The sequence below is a fragment of the Rhodococcus sp. NPDC057297 genome (genome assembly GCF_042667435.1).
GTDB lineage: Bacteria > Actinomycetota > Actinomycetes > Mycobacteriales > Mycobacteriaceae > Rhodococcoides.
Window position 1 is genome coordinate 435972 of record NZ_JBHUZE010000001.1, and the last position, 20507, is coordinate 456478.

Genomic DNA, 20507 nt, shown 5'->3' on the forward strand with positions numbered 1-20507 from the left:
CCAGCATTGACGGCATGACATCACACGCGGAAATCCTGGACGTCGCGCTCGTCGGCGGCGGCGTCATGTCCACGACCCTCGGAACGCTGATCCAGAAGGTGCTGCCGGACAGGTCGATCGCGTTGTTCGAGCGACTCGACCGGCTGGCCGGCGAGAGCTCGGGTCCGTGGAACAACGCGGGTACCGGTCACGCAGGTCTCTGCGAACTCAACTACATGCCCGACGCCGACGACTCGTCCCGGACCGAGCAGATCGCGCGGCAGTTCGCGGTGTCGAGGGCATTCTGGGGCTCGCTGACGCGGAGCAGTGACCTCGATCCGTCGTTCCTGAACGCAGTGCCTCACATGGACGTGGTGTTCGGCGATGTCGATGCGGACTACCTGCGAGTCAGATGGGAGACGCTGAAGTCGAACCCCCTGTTCCAGGGTATGGAGTATTCCGAGGATCGTGATCGAATTCGCGGCTGGGCGCCGTTGCTCGTCGACGGTCGCGCGCCGGACGAGCGGATCGCGGCGACCTGGGACGCCGGTGGGACCGACATCGACTTCGGCGCGCTCACCGAATCGCTCGGCCGGACGATGGAGGCGAGCGGGTGCTTGATCCGCACCGGCCACGAGGTGACACGTCTGCGCCGCACGTCGGACGGTCTGTGGCATCTTTCGGGTCGAGTCCGGTCGACCGGGCGGGTGTTCGAGGTTCGCGCGCGGTTCGTGTTCGTCGGCGCCGGCGGTTACGCACTGCGTCTGTTGCAGAAGGCTCGTGTTCCCGAAATCCGCGGGTACGGAGTGTTTCCCTTCGGCGCCGAGTTCTTGTTCACCGATGCCCCGGAGGTCGTCGCGCGGCACGGTGTGAAGGTCTACGGTAAACCGTCGCTCGGTGCACCCCCGATGTCGTTGCCGCACTTGGACAGAAGGCATGTCGACGGCATGACGTCGCTCATGTTCGGACCGTACGCGACCTTCAGCACCCGCCTGCTGAAACACGGGCGCCTCCGCGATCTCTTCGGTACCGTCCGCCTTCGAAACCTTCCCGTTCTGTTGTCGGTCGGTATCCGCAACCTCCCCCTCGTCCGTTATCTCGTCGGGCAGGTTCTGGCGTCGTCGAAACGAAAGTTCGCTGAACTCGAAACGTTCTACCCCGACGCCGATCCCGCGCACTGGCGACTGATCCAGGCCGGTCAGCGAGCTCAGGTGATCAAGCCACGCAGCAGATTTCGCGGCGATCTGATGTTCGGCACGGAAATCGTCACCGGCGTTGGCGGATCGATCGCGGGCCTGCTCGGTGCCTCGCCCGGCGCGTCGGTTGCGCCCGCAGCGATGATCGAGGTGTTGACGAGATGTTTCGCCGACGATCGAACCGAGTGGCAGCCGCGGCTCGACGCGATGCTGGCTGCTCCCGTCCCACGGCATGACGCACTGCAGGAACAATCCGACAGGTATGGTTTTCGGTGACGAGTGTCGCCGGCGGTCTGGGATGAGGTGGTGGAAGCGGTGAAGAAGGTTGTCGCGCCTGTGCTGGTCGCTGTGGCTGCGATCGGCGGGTGTGCCGCGCCGCAGCCGGGCGACCCCAGTTGCAGCGACGCGGTGGCGTCGGATCTGCGTGTGACTGGGGAGACCGCTCCCGAGTGGGCCGACGAGTGGCTGTCGCAGGCGGGTGGTGCGCTCGGCGGAGGCTGGGTGGACCCGGAGGGCGACGTCTTCGCGCGGGTCTACTCGTGTGTCGGGTTGGACTCCATCTCATTCCGGGAGATCACCGGTGCAGGAAAGAAAGCAGAGCAACGTGATGTCCGGGTGGGAGTCGCCGACTACCTCTATCGCGCCGGTGATGTGAGCACCCCGGACGGTCGATACTCGGTCGACATCGCGGTGTCGCGGTCCGAGCCGGGCCCGGTTCGGTTCGGGGTCGCGTTCTCGCCGCATCAGACGGAACGGACGTACATCGACGTCTACTCCGGGGCGTTCGTCGTGCAGCAGATGCGCGAGTCCGGCATCCTGTGACACGGCGCGTCAGAGCGGTACCGGCGACGGCGCTGTATCGGCAAGTGCAGCAATGAGATCCCGCTGAATATCCGTCGGAGGGATGGACGAGTCGACCACCGCCGAGACGGGAAGTTTCAGCCTGCGCTGCGCTTCGGTGCGGAACACCAGCCCGGTCTTCGGAGTGCTCTCGGCCGTGCTCGCGTAGATGATGGACCAGCATTCAGGGTGGTTGAGCAGTTCAGCGCTTGCCGTGTGGTCCATGGCGATAGGTGGGCCGAAAGCCAGGCGTCGACCACTTCTTTTCATGGCTCCTTCGATCACCCGATGCAGCAGGATCTGCTCGCTACGCTTGGGTAGGAGCAAAGGGTACTGCGCGAGCTGCTCGAGTCGAGGATCCGGCCCGGATGCCAGCGGGTGACTGTCGGCGAGAACGACGACCAGGTTCTCCTTCCACAGTTCGGTGACTTCGAGACCGGAGCGCTCGACGTTGCCTCGGATCAAGGCCACCTGGCAGTCGCCCGACGTGACGGCTTCGATCTGTTCGGCGAATCGTTTCAGAACGAAATCGATCTCGGCTTCCGGATGCCGCTCGCGTACTTGGACGATCGCGGCGATTGCGTTGGCCGCGAACGTCATGTTGCCGGTCAGTCGCAACTGGTTCCGGCGCCTGGCCGTCAACGCGAGCGCGGACTGCTCGAGCTCGACCATGTGACGTGCGATGGACATCAATTGTGTTCCGACAACGGTCAATCGGACCGAGCGCGACGACCGTTCGAACAGTGACTCGCCCATCTCGCGTTCCAGTTTGCCGATCTGGAGGCTGATCGCCGACTGCGAGACGTAGCACCGTTCGGCGGCGCGCGAGAAGCTCAACTCCTCGCCCACGGCGAGGAAGTACTTCAGTTGCCGAAGTTCCACAGCGCTCCATTCATGAGTTTTACTCATCGATACTATTCCAAATTTCCCGTTGATAGACCACTGGCCGGGGCGTTTCATGGAGTGTGGTTGCTCGATTGGAAAGGAAAACCAGTGGATACGTACGAGGTCGTCATCGTTGGATCGGGATTCGGAGCGTTGGCTGCGGCCAAGTCTCTGGGCAAGGCCGGCGTGAAGTTCTCGCTCATCTCCAGCACGACGGAGCACCTGTTCCAACCGCTTCTCTACCAGGCCGCGACCGGCATGCTGTCGACGGGCGAGATCGCTCCACCCGTCCGGCGTATCCTCGCCCGCTACGAATCGGCCGACGTCCGGCTCGGCAAGGTCGTCGACGTCGACCCCGAGTTGCACCAGGTCACCTACATCGGGGCAGGCGGTAGCCACACCATCGGGTACGGCCGACTGATCGTGGCGACGGGTGCGACGCAGGCGTACTTCGGACGCGACGAATTCAAGGACCGCACCTTCGCGCTCAAGACCGTCGACGACGCCGTCGCCCTGCGCGAGCAGATCCTGAGCTGCTACGAGACTGCTCACCAGACTTCCGACCAGGAGGCGAGGAAGGAGCTGCTCAGCTTCGTCGTGGTCGGCGCCGGTGCCACCGGTGTGGAATTGGCCGGGCAGATCAGGGATCTCGCTCAGCGGTACTTCGCCGGATCCTTCCCGGACATCCATCCGGACGACGTGACGGTGACGCTCGTCGACGGCGTCAAGGACGTGTTGCCCGCATTCGGCGGCAAGCTCAGCACCTACGCCCGCGCGAAGTTGGAGAAGTCCGGCGTGGAGGTTGTCACCGGAGCCATGGTCACCGACATCGTCGACGACACGGTGACGGTTCAGGACGTGGACACGAAAACGTCGCGGACCATCGCCGCCAAGACCGTCATCTGGTCGGCCGGCGTGCAGGCCAGCGATCTGGCGGCCACCGTCGCCGAACGCACCGGCTGCGAGACCGACCGCGCCGGAAGGCTTCTCGTCCACGACGACCTGACCGTCGGTACGGCGAAGGACATCTACGCGATCGGCGACGTGACATCGTTGAACGGTCTGCCCGGTCAGTCGCCCGTCGCGATGCAGCAGGGCCGCCACGTCGCAAAGGTCATCACCGGAAAGACGGAAGCCGGAACCCCGTTCGCGTACACCGACAAGGGGAGCATGTCGATCGTCGGCCGGTTCAGTGCAGTGGTGCGGTTGTTCGGAAAGGTCGACATGTCCGGCCCCGTCGCGTGGGTCATTTGGTTGGCGGTGCACCTGATGTACATGGTGGGCTTCCGCAACCGCTACGTGGCCGTGGTGTCGTGGATGAGCTCGTACATCGGAGACAAGCGCCCGCACTTTCAGTACACGGACAAATCCGCCGTACTCACGCAGGCGAAACAGCACGAGGACCGCGAAGCAGCCTAGGAGCAAGGCCGATTGTTTTCACTCCACTGCGTACAGGGTGTTGCCGTCGATGTCGTCGAACTCGAACATCGGCGGCAGCCCCTCCCAGAGGAGAAGTTCGTTCACCTTCGCCCCGTGCCCGACGAGGTGGGCGTGCAGGGCTCCGGCGTCCCCTGTCACGAACCGCACGCCGGTATCGCGGCCCGCAGAGAACCCCGGGTACTCCTTCAGTAGCGCGATCTCGATACCGGGAGCGCTCATCTGCACCCAACGAGATCCGAGTTCCTCGATCACACGGTCCGCGGACTTCGTCAAACCCAGTGCGACGGAGTAGAACTCGATTGCTCGGTCTTGGTCGGCGACGGGTATCGCCACCATTCTCACTCCGGTGACATGTGCGTCGGTCATGGTTACCTCCAAGGTCGATGTCTGTTCCTATGCAGAGGTGGACTCGACGGCGCGCTGGAAATCATCGTGGTGCACGAGCGGGCTGTGAATGCGCCTCGGTTTCACAGCCGATGTAACTGCTTGTTCAGATAGGCACGGGTGGGAGGGTCCGCGGTGAGGGAGATGGCTTTTTCGTAGGCGGATCGGGCGGAGTCGATGTCACCCAGCTGAGCTTGCAGGTGAGCGCGTGCCGCCCAGGCGGGCTGGAATCGCTCGGTTCCGTTCGTTCGATCGAGCAGATGCAGTGCAGCGAGGGCGCCGTCGGTTTCGGCGGTGACGACGGCGAGTGCCACGGCGCTGCCGACTGTCGGTGCCGATGTCTGTAGTGCGGAATACAATTCGCGCAACGCGGTCCAGTCCGTTCGGCCGGTCTTTCGGCGGCCGCAGTGCACGGCGGAGGCAGCTGCTTCCAGTTGAAAACGCCCGAGTGCACTGGAGCCTGCAGCCACCAGGCGGTGCGCCGCGGCGAGGTGCTGCTCCCCGCGATGCAACAGGTCTGCGTCCCACAGTTGAAAGTCCTGCTCGGCCAACGGAACCAGTACCCCGTCTCGGCAGCGTGCCGGCATTCGTGCGGCGGACAGTCCGATCAACGCGGCAAGCCCGTGCGCCTCCGCGTCCTCCGGTAACACCGCGCACAGTGTCTCGGCGAGGTGCATTGCCTCACCGATCATGTTGTCCCGCACTTCGGATCCCGAGGTGTTCCAGTCGATCGCGAACGCACCGTACACGGCCTCGCGAATTGCGTCGATCCGTGCCGGCATGGCACTCCGATCGGGAAGTTCGAACGGGATGTGCGCATCCCGGATGCGCTTCTTCGCTCGGCCCAGGCGCGCCGCCATCGTCGAGCCGGGTAGTGCGAACGCCTGCGCGATGTCCTTGGCCGTGAACCCCAGCACGACGTCGAGCATCAGCGGTGTCCTGACCGCACGGTCGACGTCGGGGTGGGCACACACGGCCATCAGCTGAAGGCGCTTGTCCGGCAGTGCATCGACATCGATGTCGTCGAGACGCGATTCGGCGTGGACCACGGGATCGAGCGCTACCGAGGTTCGGTGTACCGCCGATTTCCAGACGTCCCGACGCTTGTTCCTGGCGGCGGTGAGGAGCCAGGCGTCGGGATCGGTGGGCACGCCGTCGCGGGGCCAGGTGGTCAGCGCCCGTTCCAGGGCGTCGGCGAGGGCATCTTCGGCGGCCACGATGTTGCCGTCCGCGGATGCGAGGAGGGCAAGGAGCCGGCCGTACGACGTGCGCACAGCATGTTCGGCCGACTCCTGCACTGCACTCATCGGTTGACCTCTCAGGTCCACGCGCCGTCGACGAACGAGGTGGCGGCCGCTCGAACTTCCAGCACTCCGTACTGCGCGCCGGGGCACCGTTCGGCCCACATGAGCGCGGCGTCCTCGTCGGGTACCTCGATCACGAAGACACCGCCGACGCCTTCCTTCGTATCCGCGAAGGGACCGTCCTGAACCTGCAGTTCGCCGGTGCGCAGGGACAGCGTTCTCGCGGACGAGCTGGATGTCAGAACTTCCGCGGCGACGAGCACACCGGCGGACTCGAGTGCGCGGCCGTACGCTCCGAACGCCTCCTGCATCTGGGCGATCGTCTCCTGGTCGAGGACGCCCTCCTCGGGCTCGGCATTGTTGAGGATCAAGGTGTAGCGCATGTTTCTCTCCTGGCGTCGATGTCCATTTTGTACCGGATCCTTCGTGGTTGTACGTAGACATGACGATCGAGGGTTGTCGAAATCGACACGTAAGAGAATCCGTACGCCGGCCTACCCGGCCTCCAGATCCCCGGCGAAGGCCTGGATGTCTGCGACGACGAGTTCGGGCACTTCGAGGGCGGCGAAGTGTCCACCACGAGGTTGGACCGTGTAGCGGACGACGTCGAAGAAGCGCTCCACGAATTCGCGCGGTGGCCGGCCGATGTCTCTGGGGAACAAAGCGATTGCCGTCGGAACGTGGATGACCTGGTCCCAGTCTGCAGTATCTGCCCAGTCTTCGGTACCTGCCCAGTCCTGATCGCCGCTGTCCTCGTCCCAGGCTGCACCTTCGCTGTACAAGCGCGTCGATGAGTGGATGGAGTTGCGTACCCAGTAGGTCATGACGTTGGTGATCAAGTCCTCGTCGCTCGGTAACGAGTCCGAGAGGCGACCGAAGTGGTCGACGATCCAGGCTGCGAGGCCGACCGGCGAGTCGCTGAGACCGTAGGCGAGAGTCAAGGGCCTCGACGACTGGATGGACACGTAGGCGGCGTCGTTCTCGCTCCAGGAGTCGAGCGCTTCCAGGAAGGTCTTCTCGTCATCGGTGACGGACTCTCGGTCGACCATGAACAGGTTGGGAAACGGAATGTCCGTGAGGTGCAATCCGAGTATCCGGTCCGGGTTCGCGCGCACCACTTCCTGGCCGACGACGCTGCCCCAGTCGCCACCGTGGACGAAGTACCGGTCGTACCCGAGGGTCTCCATCAGCGCGACGAGCGGTGCGGCCGTGGTCTCCGGGCCCGCGTCGCCGTCGGGCAGTTGTTCGGAGAACCCGAATCCGGGCAGGGATGGCACCACCACGTGGAACGCCGGCGCATCGGCGTTCACGGGGTTGCGCAATGCGTCGATGATCCCTACGTACTTGGCGAACGAGTCTGCCCAGCCGTGGAGCAGCAGTATCGGACGGGCGTCCGGACGATCCGATCGGGCGTGGACGAAATGCAGAGTGCCGTCGGCGAGATGGTGTGGGAACTCGTTCAGGCGTGCTTCGACGCTGCGCCAGTCGTACTCCTGCGCCCAGTAGGAGGTGAGGCGGCGCATCGTGTCGAGGTCGGTCCCCGTTTCCCATCCGGTGGCGCGGCCGTTCGGGAAGCGGGTTCGCGTCAGCCGGGCGGCGAGGTCGTCCAGGTCCGCTTGCGGTATGTCGATCGTGAAGTCGCTGATGTTCATGTAGCCCAAGCTAGAGCGGATTGCGGACATCTCCGGTCCGCAATCCTGAATCCCGGGTGCGTTGTTGAAATGTGAAAATGTCCAGTTCTGACGTGGACTCGTCACAATTGCAGGCCCGAATGCGTGAGTAGATGTCCCCGAATCCAACTCCAGATCCATGTTCAGGCACCCAAACATTCTCTCGGTCCGTTTGTTGCTCTATCGTGACCTTCTACGACAATGGCGGACGCCCCGGCCGCCCCGAACGTTTCGGAAGGTGAGAAGCGTATGGCAACGACGATGGTGTCCTCCGATTCGGCAGAGGGGCTGAGCTTGGGAGGGCGTCCGGCATCCCATCAACTTCGAGTCGCGCGGGACTCGACGCAGAAGATCATCGACCACGTCCTCGACACCACCCAGTGTCGTGAGCTGACCGGAAGGTCCGGCCGGACCGTCGTCGCCGAGGTGACCGCAGAATGCGTGGCGCTTGCGGCGGATGTACTGGACAGCGGCGTACAGCCGTCGTCCGAAGCGCTCGGCAGGCTGCGCCGGTCCGCGGGCAAGTGGGCTCGAATCGGCGTTCCGCTGGCCGCCATCCAGCATGCGTTCCACGAGGGGTTCTCGCGATGCCTTCGCATGATCGCCGGGCGCGCTGTGGACGGTGAGCACGGGGCGCTCGTCGACGGCGCAGTGCTGATGTTCGGACTTCTCGACGTGGTGTCCGAGGTGGTCTCCTCGGGGTATCTGGACGAATACAAGGCCGTGGCAGCGCAGGGTCAGGACCAGACGCAGGCATTGGTCACCGCCCTGCTCACCGGGGACCAGAGTGCCGCGTCCATCGCCGAGAGGCACGGCACCGAGCTCGCCGAGCGATACGAAGTCGTCGCGGTGCACTTTCCTCCGCACGCCGAGGAGGTAGGCGCCCCTGTCGCACGGGAGGCAGCGGCCACTCGCAAACTGCAGCGAATTCGATCCGCGCTTGCCGACTTCCACGCTGCCGAGCCGCCGTTGGCGATTCTCAGTGCGACCGGAGGGACGATCCTCGTGCCGGATCCGGTGGCAGGTGTCGTCGAATCCCTGATCACCCGGTTGACGGAGGCAGGTGGCGTTCCCGTGTCGGCCTCGGCGGCGGTGTCGGTGACATCGCGCATCGCGGCTGCTGCGGAGAATGCCTACGAGTTGCTCAGGCTGGTGCAGCGCTTGGACTATCGACCCGGCGTGTATCGAATCGCAGACTTGGCGTTGGAGTTCCAGATCGCTCGACCAGGTGTCGGCCGCCGACATCTCAAGAGGATGCTGGATCCGCTGCGCCGCGTACCGGATCTGCTGCCGACCCTTCAGGTGTTCGTCTCCACCGAGGCCAATCGTAAGAAGGCAGCGAAACAGCTTGTGGTACATCCGAACACCGTTGACTATCGGCTGAAGCGAATTCAGCAGATCACCGGAATCGATCCGATGAAGTCGTCCGGACTCCGATCGCTCCACGCTGCGTTGATCGCGGACTCGCTCGACCCGAAGAGAACGGTGTGATGGCGCCGGTCACGTCTCTGTCCGCTCGCGCCGCGCTCGTCGCGATCGACGACATGGTTCCGTGCTTCCAGCCGGTGGTCGCGTTGCGGAGCGGTGACGTCGTCGGAGTAGAGGCGCTCGCTCGGTGGCCGACGGTGGTCGGAGTCGATCCCGCGGAGGTGTTCGCTCTCGCCCGCACGCGTGGTGTGGTGTCGGACATCGACTTCGTTTGTCGTGCCGCGGCATTGAAGGAAGCACGCTCGGCAGATCTGCGGCGCGGACTGGCGCTGTACTTGAACTACGAGCCGTCGGGTATCACGGATATCGAACGAACCGAGGCACATCTCGACGCGTTGGAAGGCGACGGACGGGTGGTTCTCGAGATCACCGAACGCGGACTCGTCGGGGACGCAGACAGGCTTCGCTCGATGGTGACCTCGGCCCGACGGCGCGGATTCTCCATCGCTCTCGACGACGTCGGTGCCAACCGCGGCACTCTCGAAGCGCTGCCGATCGTCGAACCGGACATCGTGAAACTCGACGCGTCGGTGCTGCGTCGGCCCCGTGCGTTCGGAAGCATGCGCGCCCTGTCGGCCGTCCGACGGTACGTCGCGTCCACCGGTGCAGTGATCCTCGCGGAGGGCATCGAATCCGAGCGGGATCGAGCGCGGGCGCTCGGCCTCGGTGCGACGTTAGGGCAGGGCTGGTTGTTCGGCGCCGCTGCTGCGGGCGCCGATCTTCGGGCCCGATTCGGCTGACGCGCGGAAGACGACGTGAAGCCATCTCGCGTCGAACCGCCGCAGCACCGTCCGGCGGGCCAGCGCGACGAGTACTGCTGTGCCGGTGACGGCCATCCACGTGGGCATCGGGTAGAGCGCCAGGCGTTCCCCCAGACCGAATCCGAATGTCTGCGCCAGCATCAGGATCGCGCCGACGACACCGACGAGTGCACAGACTGCGGACCAGAGTGCCACCACTCGTCGCTCACGCCAGAAGTGCCAGGCGATCAACGCCAGAACCACGTGCCGAGCGATGAAGCCGGGCAGCACGGCGGCCCAGTGCAGGATGGTTCCGTCGTCGGCGGGAAAGAGTCCGGTTGCCGCGGTGCTGACCGCGATGATCACGGCGAGCGACAAGATGGCCTTCTTCACCCGTCCACTTCTGATGTGGCGATGCAGAAACAGTGCTCCGACGAGAGTCAGGACCCCCAGGGCAACGAACGCAGCGTTCATGACGTCGTGCAGGGGTGAGCAGGACCCGACGTGGCACGTCGTCACCCCGAGCGAGCTGATCGAGTTCTCCTCGAAGCTGTACGGGGTACTCCACGCTGCCGCGGTGAACACTTCCGCGAGCAAGTAGGCGAAGCACAGGACCCAGGCAATTCCTGCGGCAGCGTGATGGACGTCGTGGGTGGGTGTCGGTGAGGCGATAAGGAACTCTCTTCGTGGCGAGTCGGCGTTCGGTGAACGCTGTACGGACGATGGCGTGACTGTACGTGCCCAACCTGAGAGTGCAGCCCGAACGACGGCTCTTCTCGTCGACGCCTACCTGCCCAGAGCACCTGACCGATTCTCAGGATGCCCTCGCCCTCGATTACCTGGCCCGACGCGGCTGAATCAACACCTGGGTGTCCACCGAAAGTCCGGACATGGCACTGGCGCAGGTCTCGCGGAGTGCAGCGGCCGACGCGAGGAGATCTGCCGACGGTGCGCCCGCGTCGCTTGCGCGGGCAGAGATACGGAGCAGTCGGTGCTTTCCGGTGTCCACCACACGACCGCTGGCTGCATCCACCCCGGGTGACGAGGCCAGTGCTGCGGCAGCGTTCTGGGCGGCGGAGGTCAGATCCACCTTGGCGTCGTCGGTACCGATCAAAGAGGCGGCACGCCTGGGCCGGTGTGCCCACAGCCAGTACAACCCAGCGACGGATACGACGACCGTGGCGCCGGTGAGCGCCCACGGCCACCACGACGTGTCTGCCCACCCGGTGGGGTTCCACGACTCGACCGTCCGCCTGGCGTCGTGAACGAACTGTGGTAGCCGGTCGCGTTCCCACGCGGCCGCCGCCAGTCCGGCTGCGCCGAGAAGGATGCCGACCAGCGCGGTGACCAGACGGTCGACAGCGGCGGTACCGACACTGATCGACGAAGTTCGTGCCGGCGCTGTGCCCTTGGCGATCCACACCCCATCGGAACCCGACGGTCGGTGAGTTCGGCTGCGCGGCAACACCGCACAGATGACCAGGACGAGCCCGATCACCGCGGTGACGACGCCGATCGGCAGCATCGCGCCGAGTACGGTGACGCCCAGAACCCAGTCGATCGCAGGCGCGATCCATGGCGCACCGTCGACGAAACCGAATTCGATCGATGCGTCGCGACCGAGAACGACACCGACGACACAGAGGGCCAACGCGAGGACCACGGCGACTGCACTCGCGCGAGGCGCGGCCTTGGGCGATACCTGTGTGGTCATTCCACTCGCCTCCCTGAACTCGTGACCTTCTCCGGCGCGACGTAACGCATCACGACATCCACAGTGTCGACCTCCAGCCCACTGGATTTCCGAAGGTCGTCCGCCACGCTGGTTCGCACTCGCGCAGCGATCTCGGCGATGGGCGTCGGCCACCGCGTGGCGGCTTCGACCGTCGCCCTCACTTTTCCGTCTCGGACGGTTGCCTCAACGCGCGGCAGGGTTTTCGAGGTGAGACCACCGGTGACGCGTTCCACGCCGTCCACCCGGCTCGCCGTGATCTCGGCGATGCGGGTGACGGCGCGAACTCGTACCTCGAGGTGGCCTCGTTCGTCAGCGGTCATGGCGGCGGCCACGCGAGAACGCGTCGCGGCTCTGGAACATCGACACGTCCAGTTCGCCGTCGATGTAGCGACCGACGGCAAATCCGACGACCGCGAGGATCACGGCGAAGAGAAACCCGGTGAATCCGCCGGCAGCGGCCGCAATGGCCAACAGAAGTCCTACGAACAAGCCGATGGTGGACGTCGTCATGATGATGCTCCTGCTAGATGTCGAAGTAACGTTTGGACCGCAGCCGCCCTGCGGGCCCGAAGATCCTGCGGTAGTAGTGCTTCCACGTGCGCCGACGAATCGTGGTGGGTGCGCGAGAAAACCTGCGGTCGACGGCGGCGAGTTCGGCTGCGTACACAGCCGGGTCGCCGCCGACGTCCGGATGGTGCTTTCTCGCCACCGCGCGGCGGGCGGCGGTGTGCTCGGCCGAACGGCTCATGCGTGAGTGGACCGCATCATCAGCGGATTACGTCCTCGACCGTGACGTGAACCGGTCCGTCGGCCACAGCGGCTACGGCCGTTCGGATCGCGTCGGCAGTGGCCGGAATCGGGCTGCCCTGACGCAAGATCACGTGCACGTCGACGCTTCCGTCCTCACGGATCCGAACGCCGGAAACGCGCCTGCCCGGCAGGTATGTCGCGGCTTCACCGAACATACCGCCGTGCAGACCCGCGACACCCGCCGTCGCGGTCACCGCGTCGGCGATGACTTCCGAGACGTCGGGTGCGCCCATATCGGGTCCTGATGTCACTGAACTCGCGTCCCGGACACTTCCTGCCCGGACTCGTCGTCACCCTCGTCGAGAAAGACGTCGTGCACGACGATGTTGACCTCGGTGACCTCGAGGCCCGTCATCCGCTCCACGGCGGTGATGACGTTGCGACGGATGCCCGACGCCAGATCTGCGATCGACACTCCGTACTCAGCGACGATGTCGATGTCGACGGCTGCCTGACGCTCGCCGACCTCGACCGACACACCCTGCGACTGGTTGACGCGTGCACCTGGGATGCGCTCGCGGAGTGCACCGATGGCGCGGGAGGTGCCGCCGCCGACGTCGTGCACGCCCTGGACCTCGCGGGTGGCGATACCGGCGATCTTCGATACGACGGTGTCGGCGATGGTGGTGCGTCCGGTGGTGCTGACCAGTGCGGACGTTGTGGTCGCGCTCTTGGCAGCCGTTCCGGATGCGGCTTCTGTCGACTTGTCCAGCGTCTGGGTGCTCATGTTCTGTCCTCTCGCGAATCGATTGTGACGCCAAGTAGGTCGTAGCGAAATCGGAAAAGCGCACGTCTGAAAATAGTGGCGTGCATCACACTTGTGAATCGCTGGTAGAACGGTGTCGAATGCATCTCGTCCAGGTGGGCACACGCGGCACGAGCACTTCGAGGACGGGGGCACAGATGGCGGACACGCTCCGATGACCGACGAGCTGCCTGGCCGCGTCATGTCCGACGGCGGGCCACTGTCCGACCACGTGCTCGTCAGCAACGCGGCTCTGGGTGACACCGACGCCTTCGAGCTGATCGTCGCCAGGTACGGACCGGAGATGTTCCGCTACGCCCGCAACATGCTCTCCGATCACGGGGCCGCCGAGGAGGTGGTCCAGGACGCCTTCGTCGCAGCGTGGAAGGGATTGGATACGTTCAGGGGCGACTCGAAACTACGGACGTGGTTGTTCTCGATGGTCTCGCACAAGGTCGTCGATCATCGGCGCAAGCGTGCGGTCGCACCTGCCGAGGACTGGGTGTTCGAGCGCCGAAGCACCGATGCACGCGCGGATCCCGAGGTCAGTGCCACCAATGACGACTTCATGGCGGATCTGGGGCGTGCTCTGGCCGAACTGCCCTACCGGCAGCGAGCATGCTGGCTGCTGCGAGAAGTGGAGGGGATGACACATCCGGAAATCGGGCAGATCATGACATTGTCGGCAAGCGCGGTACGCGGTCACCTGGTTCGCGCCCGAGCAACGTTGAGTGAAAGGTTGGCGGCATGGCAGTGATGCAGCTATGACGTCGGAACCGGACGACTGGGTGTTGCAGCGGGCGGCGCGGGAGCTGCGGGAGGCGCCGGAGGAGCCGCGCTGGTTCGATATCAGCAACTCCATCATCTCCAAGGTCCGTGCGACGACCCGTCGGACGTGGCCGGTGGATGCGCAGTTCCCCACGTCGCCGGAAGGCCGTGGATCCGACACACTGCGCGTCAGCGATCACGTCGTGCGTACCGCGGTGCTGAGGGCGCTGTCCGGAGTTCACGGGTGTCAGCCGACCGAGATCGCCGTGCATACCGACGGGCACGTGTGCACCGGGGTATCGCTCTCGGTGGTCGGTGCATACGACAGCGACCTCCAAGCCGTCGGAAACGACCTGGCGCGCATCGCCATGTCGATCGTGGCCGAGATCCTCGGTGTGTCGCTGACGCGTGACGACGTCGACGTGCACGTCGACGACATCGAGATTCGGCCGTGACCCGTCGGCTCACGGTTCGACGAGCGGCATCGAGTTGGATTGCTGCAGTGGTGGTTCCGTGTGCCGCGGCAGGACTCATCGAAGTGCTGGGAGCCGATTTCGACTCGAGTGGAATCAGTGCGCTGTTCTTCGTCGTCGTCCTGTGCGTCGCCCTTCTCGGGGGCGTCGTGCCCGCAGCATTGTCGGCCCTGATCTCCGGGTTCCTGCTCAACTACTTCTTCACCGAACCCCGCTACAGCCTCACGATCGCCGAGCCCGAGAACTTCCTCGTCACCGTGGTGCTGCTGGTCGTCGCAGTGGCGGTGGCCGTCCTGGTCGATCTCGCTGCTCGACGCGCCCAGCAGGCCAGTCGCGCCACAGCTCTGGCCGAGGCGGACGCACTGCGCCGGGCGCTCCTCTCTGCCGTCAGTCACGATCTGCGCACCCCGCTCGCCGCCGTCAAAGCCGCGTCGTCGTCGCTCCGCAGCACCGATGTGGAGTTCTCGGCCGAGGACACCGCCGAACTGATCGCGACCATCGACGAGTCGGCGGATCAGCTGACGTCTCTGGTGGAGAACCTGCTGGATTCTTCCCGGTTGCAGGCAGGTGTGGTACGGCCCGCCCTCGCACCGGTCTACGTCGAGGATGCAGTGCAGCGAGCGTTGATCGGACTGGAGGCCGATCCGTCGTCGACCGTCACCGACGTCGGCAGCGCATGTGTACTCGCCGACGCAGGCCTGCTCGAGCGTGTACTGGCCAACCTCGTGAGCAATGCCGTCCGGCACGCTCCCGGTAGTACGGTGTTCATCCGTGCAACGGAGAGCGGAGGCGAGACGACGATCACCGTCGCAGACAACGGTCCAGGTGTCACTCGAGCTGCCCGGCAGACGATGTTCGACGCCTTCCAGCGACTCGGGGACACCGACAACAGCGCAGGCGTCGGCCTCGGCCTGTCCGTCGTACGCGGATTCGTCGAGGCGATGGGCGGCCACGTCCGCGCCCTCGACACCCCGGGCGGAGGGTTGACGGTGGCCGTGCAGCTCATGTCCCCGGAACCGACGGTGTCCTCGGAACCGACGGTGTCCCCGGAACCGACGGTGTCCTCGGAACTGAGGGCGTCGGGTGCTCGGCCCGTTCCGTCGCAGAGCTCGGAGGGCGCGCAGTGACCGAATCGCCGAGTATTCGCATCCTCGTGGTCGAGGACGAACCCCAGATCGTTCGCGCGTTGCGCATCAACTTGAAAGTGCGTGGATACGACGTCGTGGCCGCGGCGTCGGGAGCCGAGGCGCTCCGTCTGGCGGCGGATTTTCACCCCGAGGTGGTACTCCTGGATCTCGGTCTGCCGGATTTCGACGGTGTCGAGGTCATCGGGGGTCTGCGCGGATGGACCGACGTTCCGATCGTCGTGCTCTCGGCGAGAACGGATTCCGCCGACACGGTGGATGCACTGGACGCCGGGGCCGACGACTTCGTCACCAAACCGTTCGAGATGGACGTGCTGTTGGCGCGGTTGCGGGCGGCCTTGCGTCGCGGCCCGAGGGCGGTGGAAGACGCGGTGGTGGAGACGGATTCGTTCACCGTCGACCTGTCCTCGAAGACCGTCACCCGCGGCGGGGACGTCGTCCATCTGACGCGCACCGAGTGGGGAGTGCTGGAGCTGCTGGCCCGCAACCGCGGAAAGCTGGTGTCCCAGCGCGAGATCCTGAAGACCGTGTGGGGTCCGAAGCACGAACGTGAGACGCACTATCTGCGAATCTATCTCGCCCAGCTACGTCAGAAGCTCGAGGACGATCCGTCCCGTCCGCGGCACTTGCTGACCGAAACCGGGATGGGATACCGACTGAAATAGCGGGTGCTGGGGTGCTGGGGTGCTGGGGTGCCTGGGTGTTACTGAACGGGCACGGACGACGATGCGGGGCCGCTGCCCTGCTTCAGCCAGTGCTGCAGCGGAGCAGGCCGCCCGTACAGGTACCCCTGGGCGAACCGGCAGTGCAGTGCCTCGATGGCGCGGGCCTGATGCTCGGTCTCGACGCCCTCCGCGACGATGGAGACGGGTAGTGCTCGCGCCATAGCGGCGATTGCCGACACCAGCGAGCCACCCGAGGCATCGGTCCCGATCTCGGCGATGAACGAGCGGTCGATCTTCAGCAGTGCAATGGGCAGTTCACGAAGGCGACTGAGCGAGGAGTAACCGACTCCGAAGTCGTCCAACACGATCAGCACATCCAGCGCAGCGAGGCGGTCGAGGATCTTCTTCGCGGCGAACACGTCGTCGATCAACGCCGTCTCGGTGACCTCCAGCGCCAGATCGGATCCCTGCAATCCGAGTTCGGCCAACAACTGTCCGACGAGTACCGGCAGTGACTCGTCGCGTAGCTGTACGGGTGAGATGTTGACGGACATCGTGACGTCCTGGCCCTGCGCACGCAGCTCGGCCAGGTCCGTGAGGGCGGTACGAAGGACGGCCGCACCGATCTCACCGATGAGGTCGGTCGATTCGGCAATGGCCACGAACTCGCCAGGTCCGCGCAGTCTTCCACCGTGCTGCCACCGCACCAGAGCCTCGTAGACGACGGTAGCGCGGGTCGAGGTCATCACGATCGGCTGGTAGTAGACCACCAACTCTCCGCGCCGGACGGCGCCGCGCAGAGCGGTCGCCGTCTCGATCGCGGCCGTGGACGACGCCCGTAGGGACTCGTCGAAGTATGCGATGCGGGACGCGCCTTGCGACTTGGCGTGATACATCGCGGTGTCGGCCTCGCGAATGAGGTCGTCGAGACGATGCGCCCGGTTGGTGGTCGCGGCGATGCCGACCGACGCGGTGATGTACGCGCTGGCGGCACTGAGAACGAACGGCTCGGCGATTCGGTCGACTATCGACTTCGCCAGCGCTTCCATTTCGGGTCGAGTGCAGCGGCCGATCACGATGAATTCGTCACCCGCGTAGCGCACCACGGTATCGACCGAGCGGACCGTGGATCGGATTCGGTGCGCTGTCGCCGCGATCATTTCGTCTCCGACGCGATGCCCGTACGAGTCGTTGACGACCTTGAAGTTGTCGAGGTCGACGAACAGGATGAAAATTCTGCCCGGCTCGTCCCGCGCCCCGAGGCGCTCGAACTCGTCGGGCAGCATCGTGCGATTGGGTAGGCCGGTCAGCGCGTCGTGCGCCGCGCGATACCTGGCGTCGTCCTCGCTGCGTTCCATCAGGCTCATGGCGCGTTCGCCGCGGAGGAAGCTGCCGATGAGGATGGCCGAGAGCAGTGTGGAGCGAACCGCGAGATCGGCGGTGGACAACGACGTTCCGAGGACAGGGATTGCCGCGCACACCAACAGCATGACGAAGAGGAACGCGGACCGACGCCGATGACGGGGTGTCGCACGCTGACGCTGAGCCATCGTGGCCATCTGCGGGTGCAGCGCCGCGAGTCCGAGCGAGACGTAGCCGACGAGGTAGATGCCGTCGAGCAGGCCAGGTGACAGCGGTGACGCCCGAGACAGGAAGTGCGCGTAGGCGATGTCGCCGACGAACACCGACAGCAACGCGAGCATCAGCAACCGCAGTGAGGTGTTGCCGCGCTTGGACGACATCAACAGATACGCAGTCAGCGTGATCATGCCTGCGTCGATGGCCGGGTAGATGCCGTTGAGAACGGCGAGGGCAGTGTCCATCTCGCTGTCGAGAAGGGGTGAGATCAGCAGGACCCACGACAGGAACAACCCACCGATTGCGGTCAACGTCGCGTCGATCAGCGGCGTCACGTCGTCGCGGGAGCGGCGTTCGAGAATCCACCGGGCCAGTGCGACACCGATCAACACGTACCCGCCGAGCATGAACGTGTTCGACAGCGCCGTCACGCCCGAGGGGTAGATACTCGGGTCCCCGCGGAGGCTGACGCCCACCAGAAACAGGATCGCGGTCCCGAACAGGCACCACCAGGAGGTGGCGTCGGATGGCCTGTGTCTGCGGATGCCGACGCCGATCGCGAGGATGGCTCCAATGGCGAACGTGCCGAGAACCATCGACCGGACCGACGCGTCACCGACGAGGAACAGAACGGCGCCGACGGCGAGAACACTCGCCGCACCGACGAACTTCGGTGCCCCGGCAAGCGTTCGATGCATCGACGGCGCCTTCGTGTTCATCGAAGGCCCCCTCACCTGCTGCTGTAGTCCACGAACCGGCTGTCAAGTTCGCCCTGACGGGAAGATTACTGTAGGACCCCTCCACTGTGCTGGGAACCTCGTCACGAGTCCTGCGTCGGTGTGCGATGAGTTCTCGGATCGGTACGGGTCTGCTCTGTCGAAGCAAGGCGACCCTGGTCCTTGCGTACAGGCAGGAGTCACCCATGACCACGTCGATTTCAGGTATTTCTGCTCGGTCGCTGTCGCGGCCGCGAGCAGTGTTGTTCTCCGTGGTGCTCGCTCTGGTGCTCAATCTCGTTCTCTGGGTGATCGGGCTGGCAGCGGGCGGAAATTTCGAGCTGACCGACGCCGGAACCACCATGGCGGTCGCACCGGGCGGAGTCGTCATGTTGACGGTCGTGCCCATGGTCGTGGGAATGGGCGTCGCCGCCCTCGTGTCCCTGAAGTGGCTTCCCGTCGTTCGCATCGCACAGGTCGTCGGAGTCGTCGCACCGTTGGGCACCATCGCGATGACCGTCGCCGCCGACTTCGACGCGGCCAGCACGATCACCCTCGCACTCATGCACGTCGTGATCGCGGTGGTCGTGCCGCTGGGTCTGGAAGCCCTGCGCCGGGGAGCCGTCGGGAGTGGGCAGTCCAGATGAACGCGTAAAATCGGACACCATGAGTGCATCGGACGGCGCAGGATCGCAGGACGACGCCCCATCACAGGACGTCCCTGGGCAGGTTCGGGCCATGGTCGGGCAGAGCTACCGAATCGACGATGTGTACGAGGTCGGCAAGGCCAAGGTCTCGGAGTTCGCGAACGCGGTACAGAATTTCCATCCCGCGCACTTCGACCAGGACGAGGCGACGGCTCTCGGCCACAGCAGCCTCGTCGCGCCGCCGACCTTCATGTCGCTCATCGCGTTCGTGGCGCAGCGACGGATGTTCGAGGAAACGTTCAGTTGCTACGCGATGCCTCAGATCCTCCAGGTGGATCAGCGATTCACCTTTCACCGGCCGCTGCTGGCCGGGGATCGGTTGAGCTGCGAAGTGTCACTGGTGTCGGCGCGGCGGGCCGTGGGTGCGGATCTGATGGTCGTGGAGAACGAGATCTTCGACCAGCGCGATCAACCGGTGCTCACGGCGGCGACGACGATCGCCGCGTCCACGGACATCCAGGCACCGGAGGACTTCATGAGCGCCGTCGAGCAGATCATGATGGCCGGAACGGCTCCGGTGGCATGAGCAGCGGCTCGCCTACTCCTGATCTGCCGGAGCCGGAGGCCATGCGTGGTCGCTGGGCGTTGTGTGCGGCCCTCACGGCGGCGCAGGGTTGGCCGGACCACTGCCACGCTCGCCCCGACAGCAGTGCAGCGCCCGGTGCAACGTGGCACTACGACGACGGCGGGGGCAACTGGGCGGCACTGAGGATCGCGGCACTGAGGATCGCCGACGCGTCCGCTTCGGTGTCGAGTGAGATCTCGCGGGCAGTTCTGGTGGGGTACGACCACGAGTACAGCGAAACGTACTTCGGTGCAGCCGCCGAGTACTTCGGTGAACCCGAGACGGACCTCCTGCGCGGGTTACCTGCCTGGACGGGCGACGTGGTCGCCGACTACATCGCGGACATTCAGCGGTCGGGCATGTGGCTCGGGTTCGTCTACGTATTCGATAATGGCCGGTGGTCACGCGCCGCGTACAGCGCTCCCGACGGTTTCGCGATGTTGAATCTGCCGCCCGTCAGTGCGGAGGCGACGACCGAGCATCTGGCGGAGTTCCTGAACGGCATCGCGGGCGACCAGGGTGTCGCCGAGGGAGTCGACGCGACGGCGGTGGCCGCCGCGGTGGCTGCGGGTCCGGCGGTCACGTCGGAGCAGCTGCGGGCGATGTTCGGGGCACGTCAGGTCGACATCGAGGCGGGCGTCGCTGCTGCGCGGCTGTTCGCCTGAGATCGTCAA

Annotated in this window: 24 protein-coding genes and 1 pseudogene; 12 read left to right on the forward strand and 13 right to left on the reverse strand. The window is 65.2% G+C overall.

The genetic code is table 11. The annotated features are described in order from the left end of the window. The first annotated feature begins 14 nt into the window (after positions 1–14). Both ACFULT_RS01980 and ACFULT_RS01985 read left to right on the forward strand, forming a co-directional pair. Positions 15–1451, forward strand: a complete 1437-nt coding sequence (locus ACFULT_RS01980) for a malate:quinone oxidoreductase (RefSeq protein WP_378480471.1) — start codon at positions 15–17, stop codon at positions 1449–1451. 39 nt (positions 1452–1490) lie between these two features. Continuing rightward, complete coding sequence (locus ACFULT_RS01985) at positions 1491–1997, forward strand: hypothetical protein (protein WP_241483752.1); 507 nt, start codon at positions 1491–1493, stop codon at positions 1995–1997. A gap of 9 nt (positions 1998–2006) precedes the next feature. Here the strand turns inward: ACFULT_RS01985 and ACFULT_RS01990 are convergent, their stop codons facing one another. Next, entirely contained in the window at positions 2007–2924 is a 918-nt protein-coding gene (locus ACFULT_RS01990) for a LysR family transcriptional regulator (RefSeq protein ID WP_230595542.1), read from the reverse strand. A gap of 84 nt (positions 2925–3008) precedes the next feature. Here ACFULT_RS01990 and ACFULT_RS01995 point away from each other — a divergent pair, with 84 nt between their 5' ends. Then, a complete protein-coding gene (locus ACFULT_RS01995; RefSeq protein ID WP_378480472.1) occupies positions 3009–4319 on the forward strand; it encodes an NAD(P)/FAD-dependent oxidoreductase in 1311 nt (436 codons plus the stop codon). Between the two features lie 18 nt (positions 4320–4337). On the opposite strand, the gene ACFULT_RS02000 is transcribed toward ACFULT_RS01995, so the two are convergent. The 4 genes from ACFULT_RS02000 to ACFULT_RS02015 all read right to left on the reverse strand — a co-directional run bounded on the left by ACFULT_RS02000 (position 4338) and on the right by ACFULT_RS02015 (position 7680). Further along, entirely contained in the window at positions 4338–4706 is a 369-nt protein-coding gene (locus tag ACFULT_RS02000) for a VOC family protein (protein ID WP_037109747.1), read from the reverse strand. Positions 4707–4807: 101 nt separating this feature from the next. After that, the gene (locus ACFULT_RS02005; protein WP_378480473.1) at positions 4808–6031 is read right to left on the reverse strand and encodes an RNA polymerase sigma factor; all 1224 of its coding nucleotides are present in this window, start codon (positions 6029–6031) and stop codon (positions 4808–4810) included. Positions 6032–6042: 11 nt separating this feature from the next. Further along, positions 6043–6411, reverse strand: coding sequence for a YciI family protein (locus ACFULT_RS02010; protein ID WP_020110410.1), 369 nt, complete (start codon positions 6409–6411; stop codon positions 6043–6045). Positions 6412–6522: 111 nt separating this feature from the next. Beyond that, positions 6523–7680 carry an epoxide hydrolase family protein gene (locus tag ACFULT_RS02015; protein ID WP_378480474.1) on the reverse strand — a complete coding sequence of 386 codons (1158 nt, stop codon included), beginning with the start codon at positions 7678–7680 and terminating at the stop codon, positions 6523–6525. A gap of 267 nt (positions 7681–7947) precedes the next feature. On the opposite strand from ACFULT_RS02015, the gene ACFULT_RS02020 reads away from it, so the two are divergent. Both ACFULT_RS02020 and ACFULT_RS02025 read left to right on the forward strand, forming a co-directional pair. After that, on the forward strand, positions 7948–9189 hold the full coding sequence (locus tag ACFULT_RS02020; protein WP_378480475.1) for a PucR family transcriptional regulator: 1242 nt from the start codon (positions 7948–7950) through the stop codon (positions 9187–9189). Then, positions 9189–9926 (forward strand): EAL domain-containing protein, encoded by a 738-nt coding sequence (locus tag ACFULT_RS02025; protein ID WP_037109738.1) that lies wholly within the window; start codon positions 9189–9191, stop codon positions 9924–9926. The genes ACFULT_RS02020 and ACFULT_RS02025 overlap by 1 nt, the downstream gene beginning before the upstream one ends. Here the strand turns inward: ACFULT_RS02025 and ACFULT_RS02030 are convergent. The 7 genes from ACFULT_RS02030 to ACFULT_RS02060 all read right to left on the reverse strand — a co-directional run bounded on the left by ACFULT_RS02030 (position 9861) and on the right by ACFULT_RS02060 (position 13198). Beyond that, positions 9861–10523: a DUF998 domain-containing protein gene (locus ACFULT_RS02030; RefSeq protein ID WP_052059253.1), complete on the reverse strand. Its 663-nt coding sequence runs from the start codon at positions 10521–10523 to the stop codon at positions 9861–9863. The genes ACFULT_RS02025 and ACFULT_RS02030 overlap by 66 nt on opposite strands. Before the next feature lie 238 nt (positions 10524–10761). Then, entirely contained in the window at positions 10762–11640 is an 879-nt protein-coding gene (locus ACFULT_RS02035; RefSeq protein ID WP_037109736.1) for a hypothetical protein, read from the reverse strand. After that, positions 11637–11981 carry an Asp23/Gls24 family envelope stress response protein gene (locus ACFULT_RS02040; RefSeq protein WP_378480476.1) on the reverse strand — a complete coding sequence of 115 codons (345 nt, stop codon included), beginning with the start codon at positions 11979–11981 and terminating at the stop codon, positions 11637–11639. The genes ACFULT_RS02035 and ACFULT_RS02040 overlap by 4 nt, the downstream gene beginning before the upstream one ends. Then, entirely contained in the window at positions 11971–12171 is a 201-nt protein-coding gene (locus ACFULT_RS02045) for a DUF2273 domain-containing protein (protein ID WP_037109731.1), read from the reverse strand. Before ACFULT_RS02045 ends, ACFULT_RS02040 begins: the two co-directional genes overlap by 11 nt. A 13-nt stretch (positions 12172–12184) precedes the next feature. Beyond that, a complete protein-coding gene (locus ACFULT_RS02050) occupies positions 12185–12409 on the reverse strand; it encodes a hypothetical protein (protein WP_037109727.1) in 225 nt (74 codons plus the stop codon). 19 nt (positions 12410–12428) lie between these two features. Continuing rightward, entirely contained in the window at positions 12429–12704 is a 276-nt protein-coding gene (locus ACFULT_RS02055; RefSeq protein WP_037109724.1) for an Asp23/Gls24 family envelope stress response protein, read from the reverse strand. 14 nt (positions 12705–12718) lie between these two features. Next, a complete protein-coding gene (locus ACFULT_RS02060) occupies positions 12719–13198 on the reverse strand; it encodes an Asp23/Gls24 family envelope stress response protein (RefSeq protein WP_037109721.1) in 480 nt (159 codons plus the stop codon). A gap of 193 nt (positions 13199–13391) precedes the next feature. On the opposite strand from ACFULT_RS02060, the gene ACFULT_RS02065 reads away from it, so the two are divergent. From ACFULT_RS02065 to ACFULT_RS02080, 4 genes and pseudogenes are all read left to right on the forward strand, one after another. Then, positions 13392–13973, forward strand: a complete 582-nt coding sequence (locus tag ACFULT_RS02065; RefSeq protein ID WP_037109719.1) for an RNA polymerase sigma factor — start codon at positions 13392–13394, stop codon at positions 13971–13973. Between the two features lie 7 nt (positions 13974–13980). Then, on the forward strand, positions 13981–14439 hold the full coding sequence (locus ACFULT_RS02070) for a hypothetical protein (protein ID WP_037109716.1): 459 nt from the start codon (positions 13981–13983) through the stop codon (positions 14437–14439). A gap of 17 nt (positions 14440–14456) precedes the next feature. Next, positions 14457–15497, forward strand: a pseudogene (locus tag ACFULT_RS02075) (ATP-binding protein); the annotation flags it as partial. Positions 15498–15580: 83 nt separating this feature from the next. Next, positions 15581–16267 (forward strand): response regulator, encoded by a 687-nt coding sequence (locus ACFULT_RS02080; protein WP_037109714.1) that lies wholly within the window; start codon positions 15581–15583, stop codon positions 16265–16267. 38 nt (positions 16268–16305) lie between these two features. Here the strand turns inward: ACFULT_RS02080 and ACFULT_RS02085 are convergent, their stop codons facing one another. Next, positions 16306–18564 carry a bifunctional diguanylate cyclase/phosphodiesterase gene (locus tag ACFULT_RS02085; RefSeq protein ID WP_037109711.1) on the reverse strand — a complete coding sequence of 753 codons (2259 nt, stop codon included), beginning with the start codon at positions 18562–18564 and terminating at the stop codon, positions 16306–16308. A gap of 203 nt (positions 18565–18767) precedes the next feature. Here ACFULT_RS02085 and ACFULT_RS02090 point away from each other — a divergent pair, with 203 nt between their 5' ends. The 3 genes from ACFULT_RS02090 to ACFULT_RS02100 are packed head-to-tail and all read left to right on the forward strand — an operon-like array spanning position 18768 to position 20498. Continuing rightward, complete coding sequence (locus tag ACFULT_RS02090) at positions 18768–19208, forward strand: DUF6069 family protein (RefSeq protein ID WP_037110074.1); 441 nt, start codon at positions 18768–18770, stop codon at positions 19206–19208. Between the two features lie 19 nt (positions 19209–19227). Beyond that, positions 19228–19794 (forward strand): MaoC family dehydratase N-terminal domain-containing protein, encoded by a 567-nt coding sequence (locus tag ACFULT_RS02095; protein ID WP_037109707.1) that lies wholly within the window; start codon positions 19228–19230, stop codon positions 19792–19794. Further along, positions 19791–20498 carry a hypothetical protein gene (locus ACFULT_RS02100; RefSeq protein ID WP_037109703.1) on the forward strand — a complete coding sequence of 236 codons (708 nt, stop codon included), beginning with the start codon at positions 19791–19793 and terminating at the stop codon, positions 20496–20498. The genes ACFULT_RS02095 and ACFULT_RS02100 overlap by 4 nt, the downstream gene beginning before the upstream one ends. Positions 20499–20507: the final 9 nt, after the last annotated feature.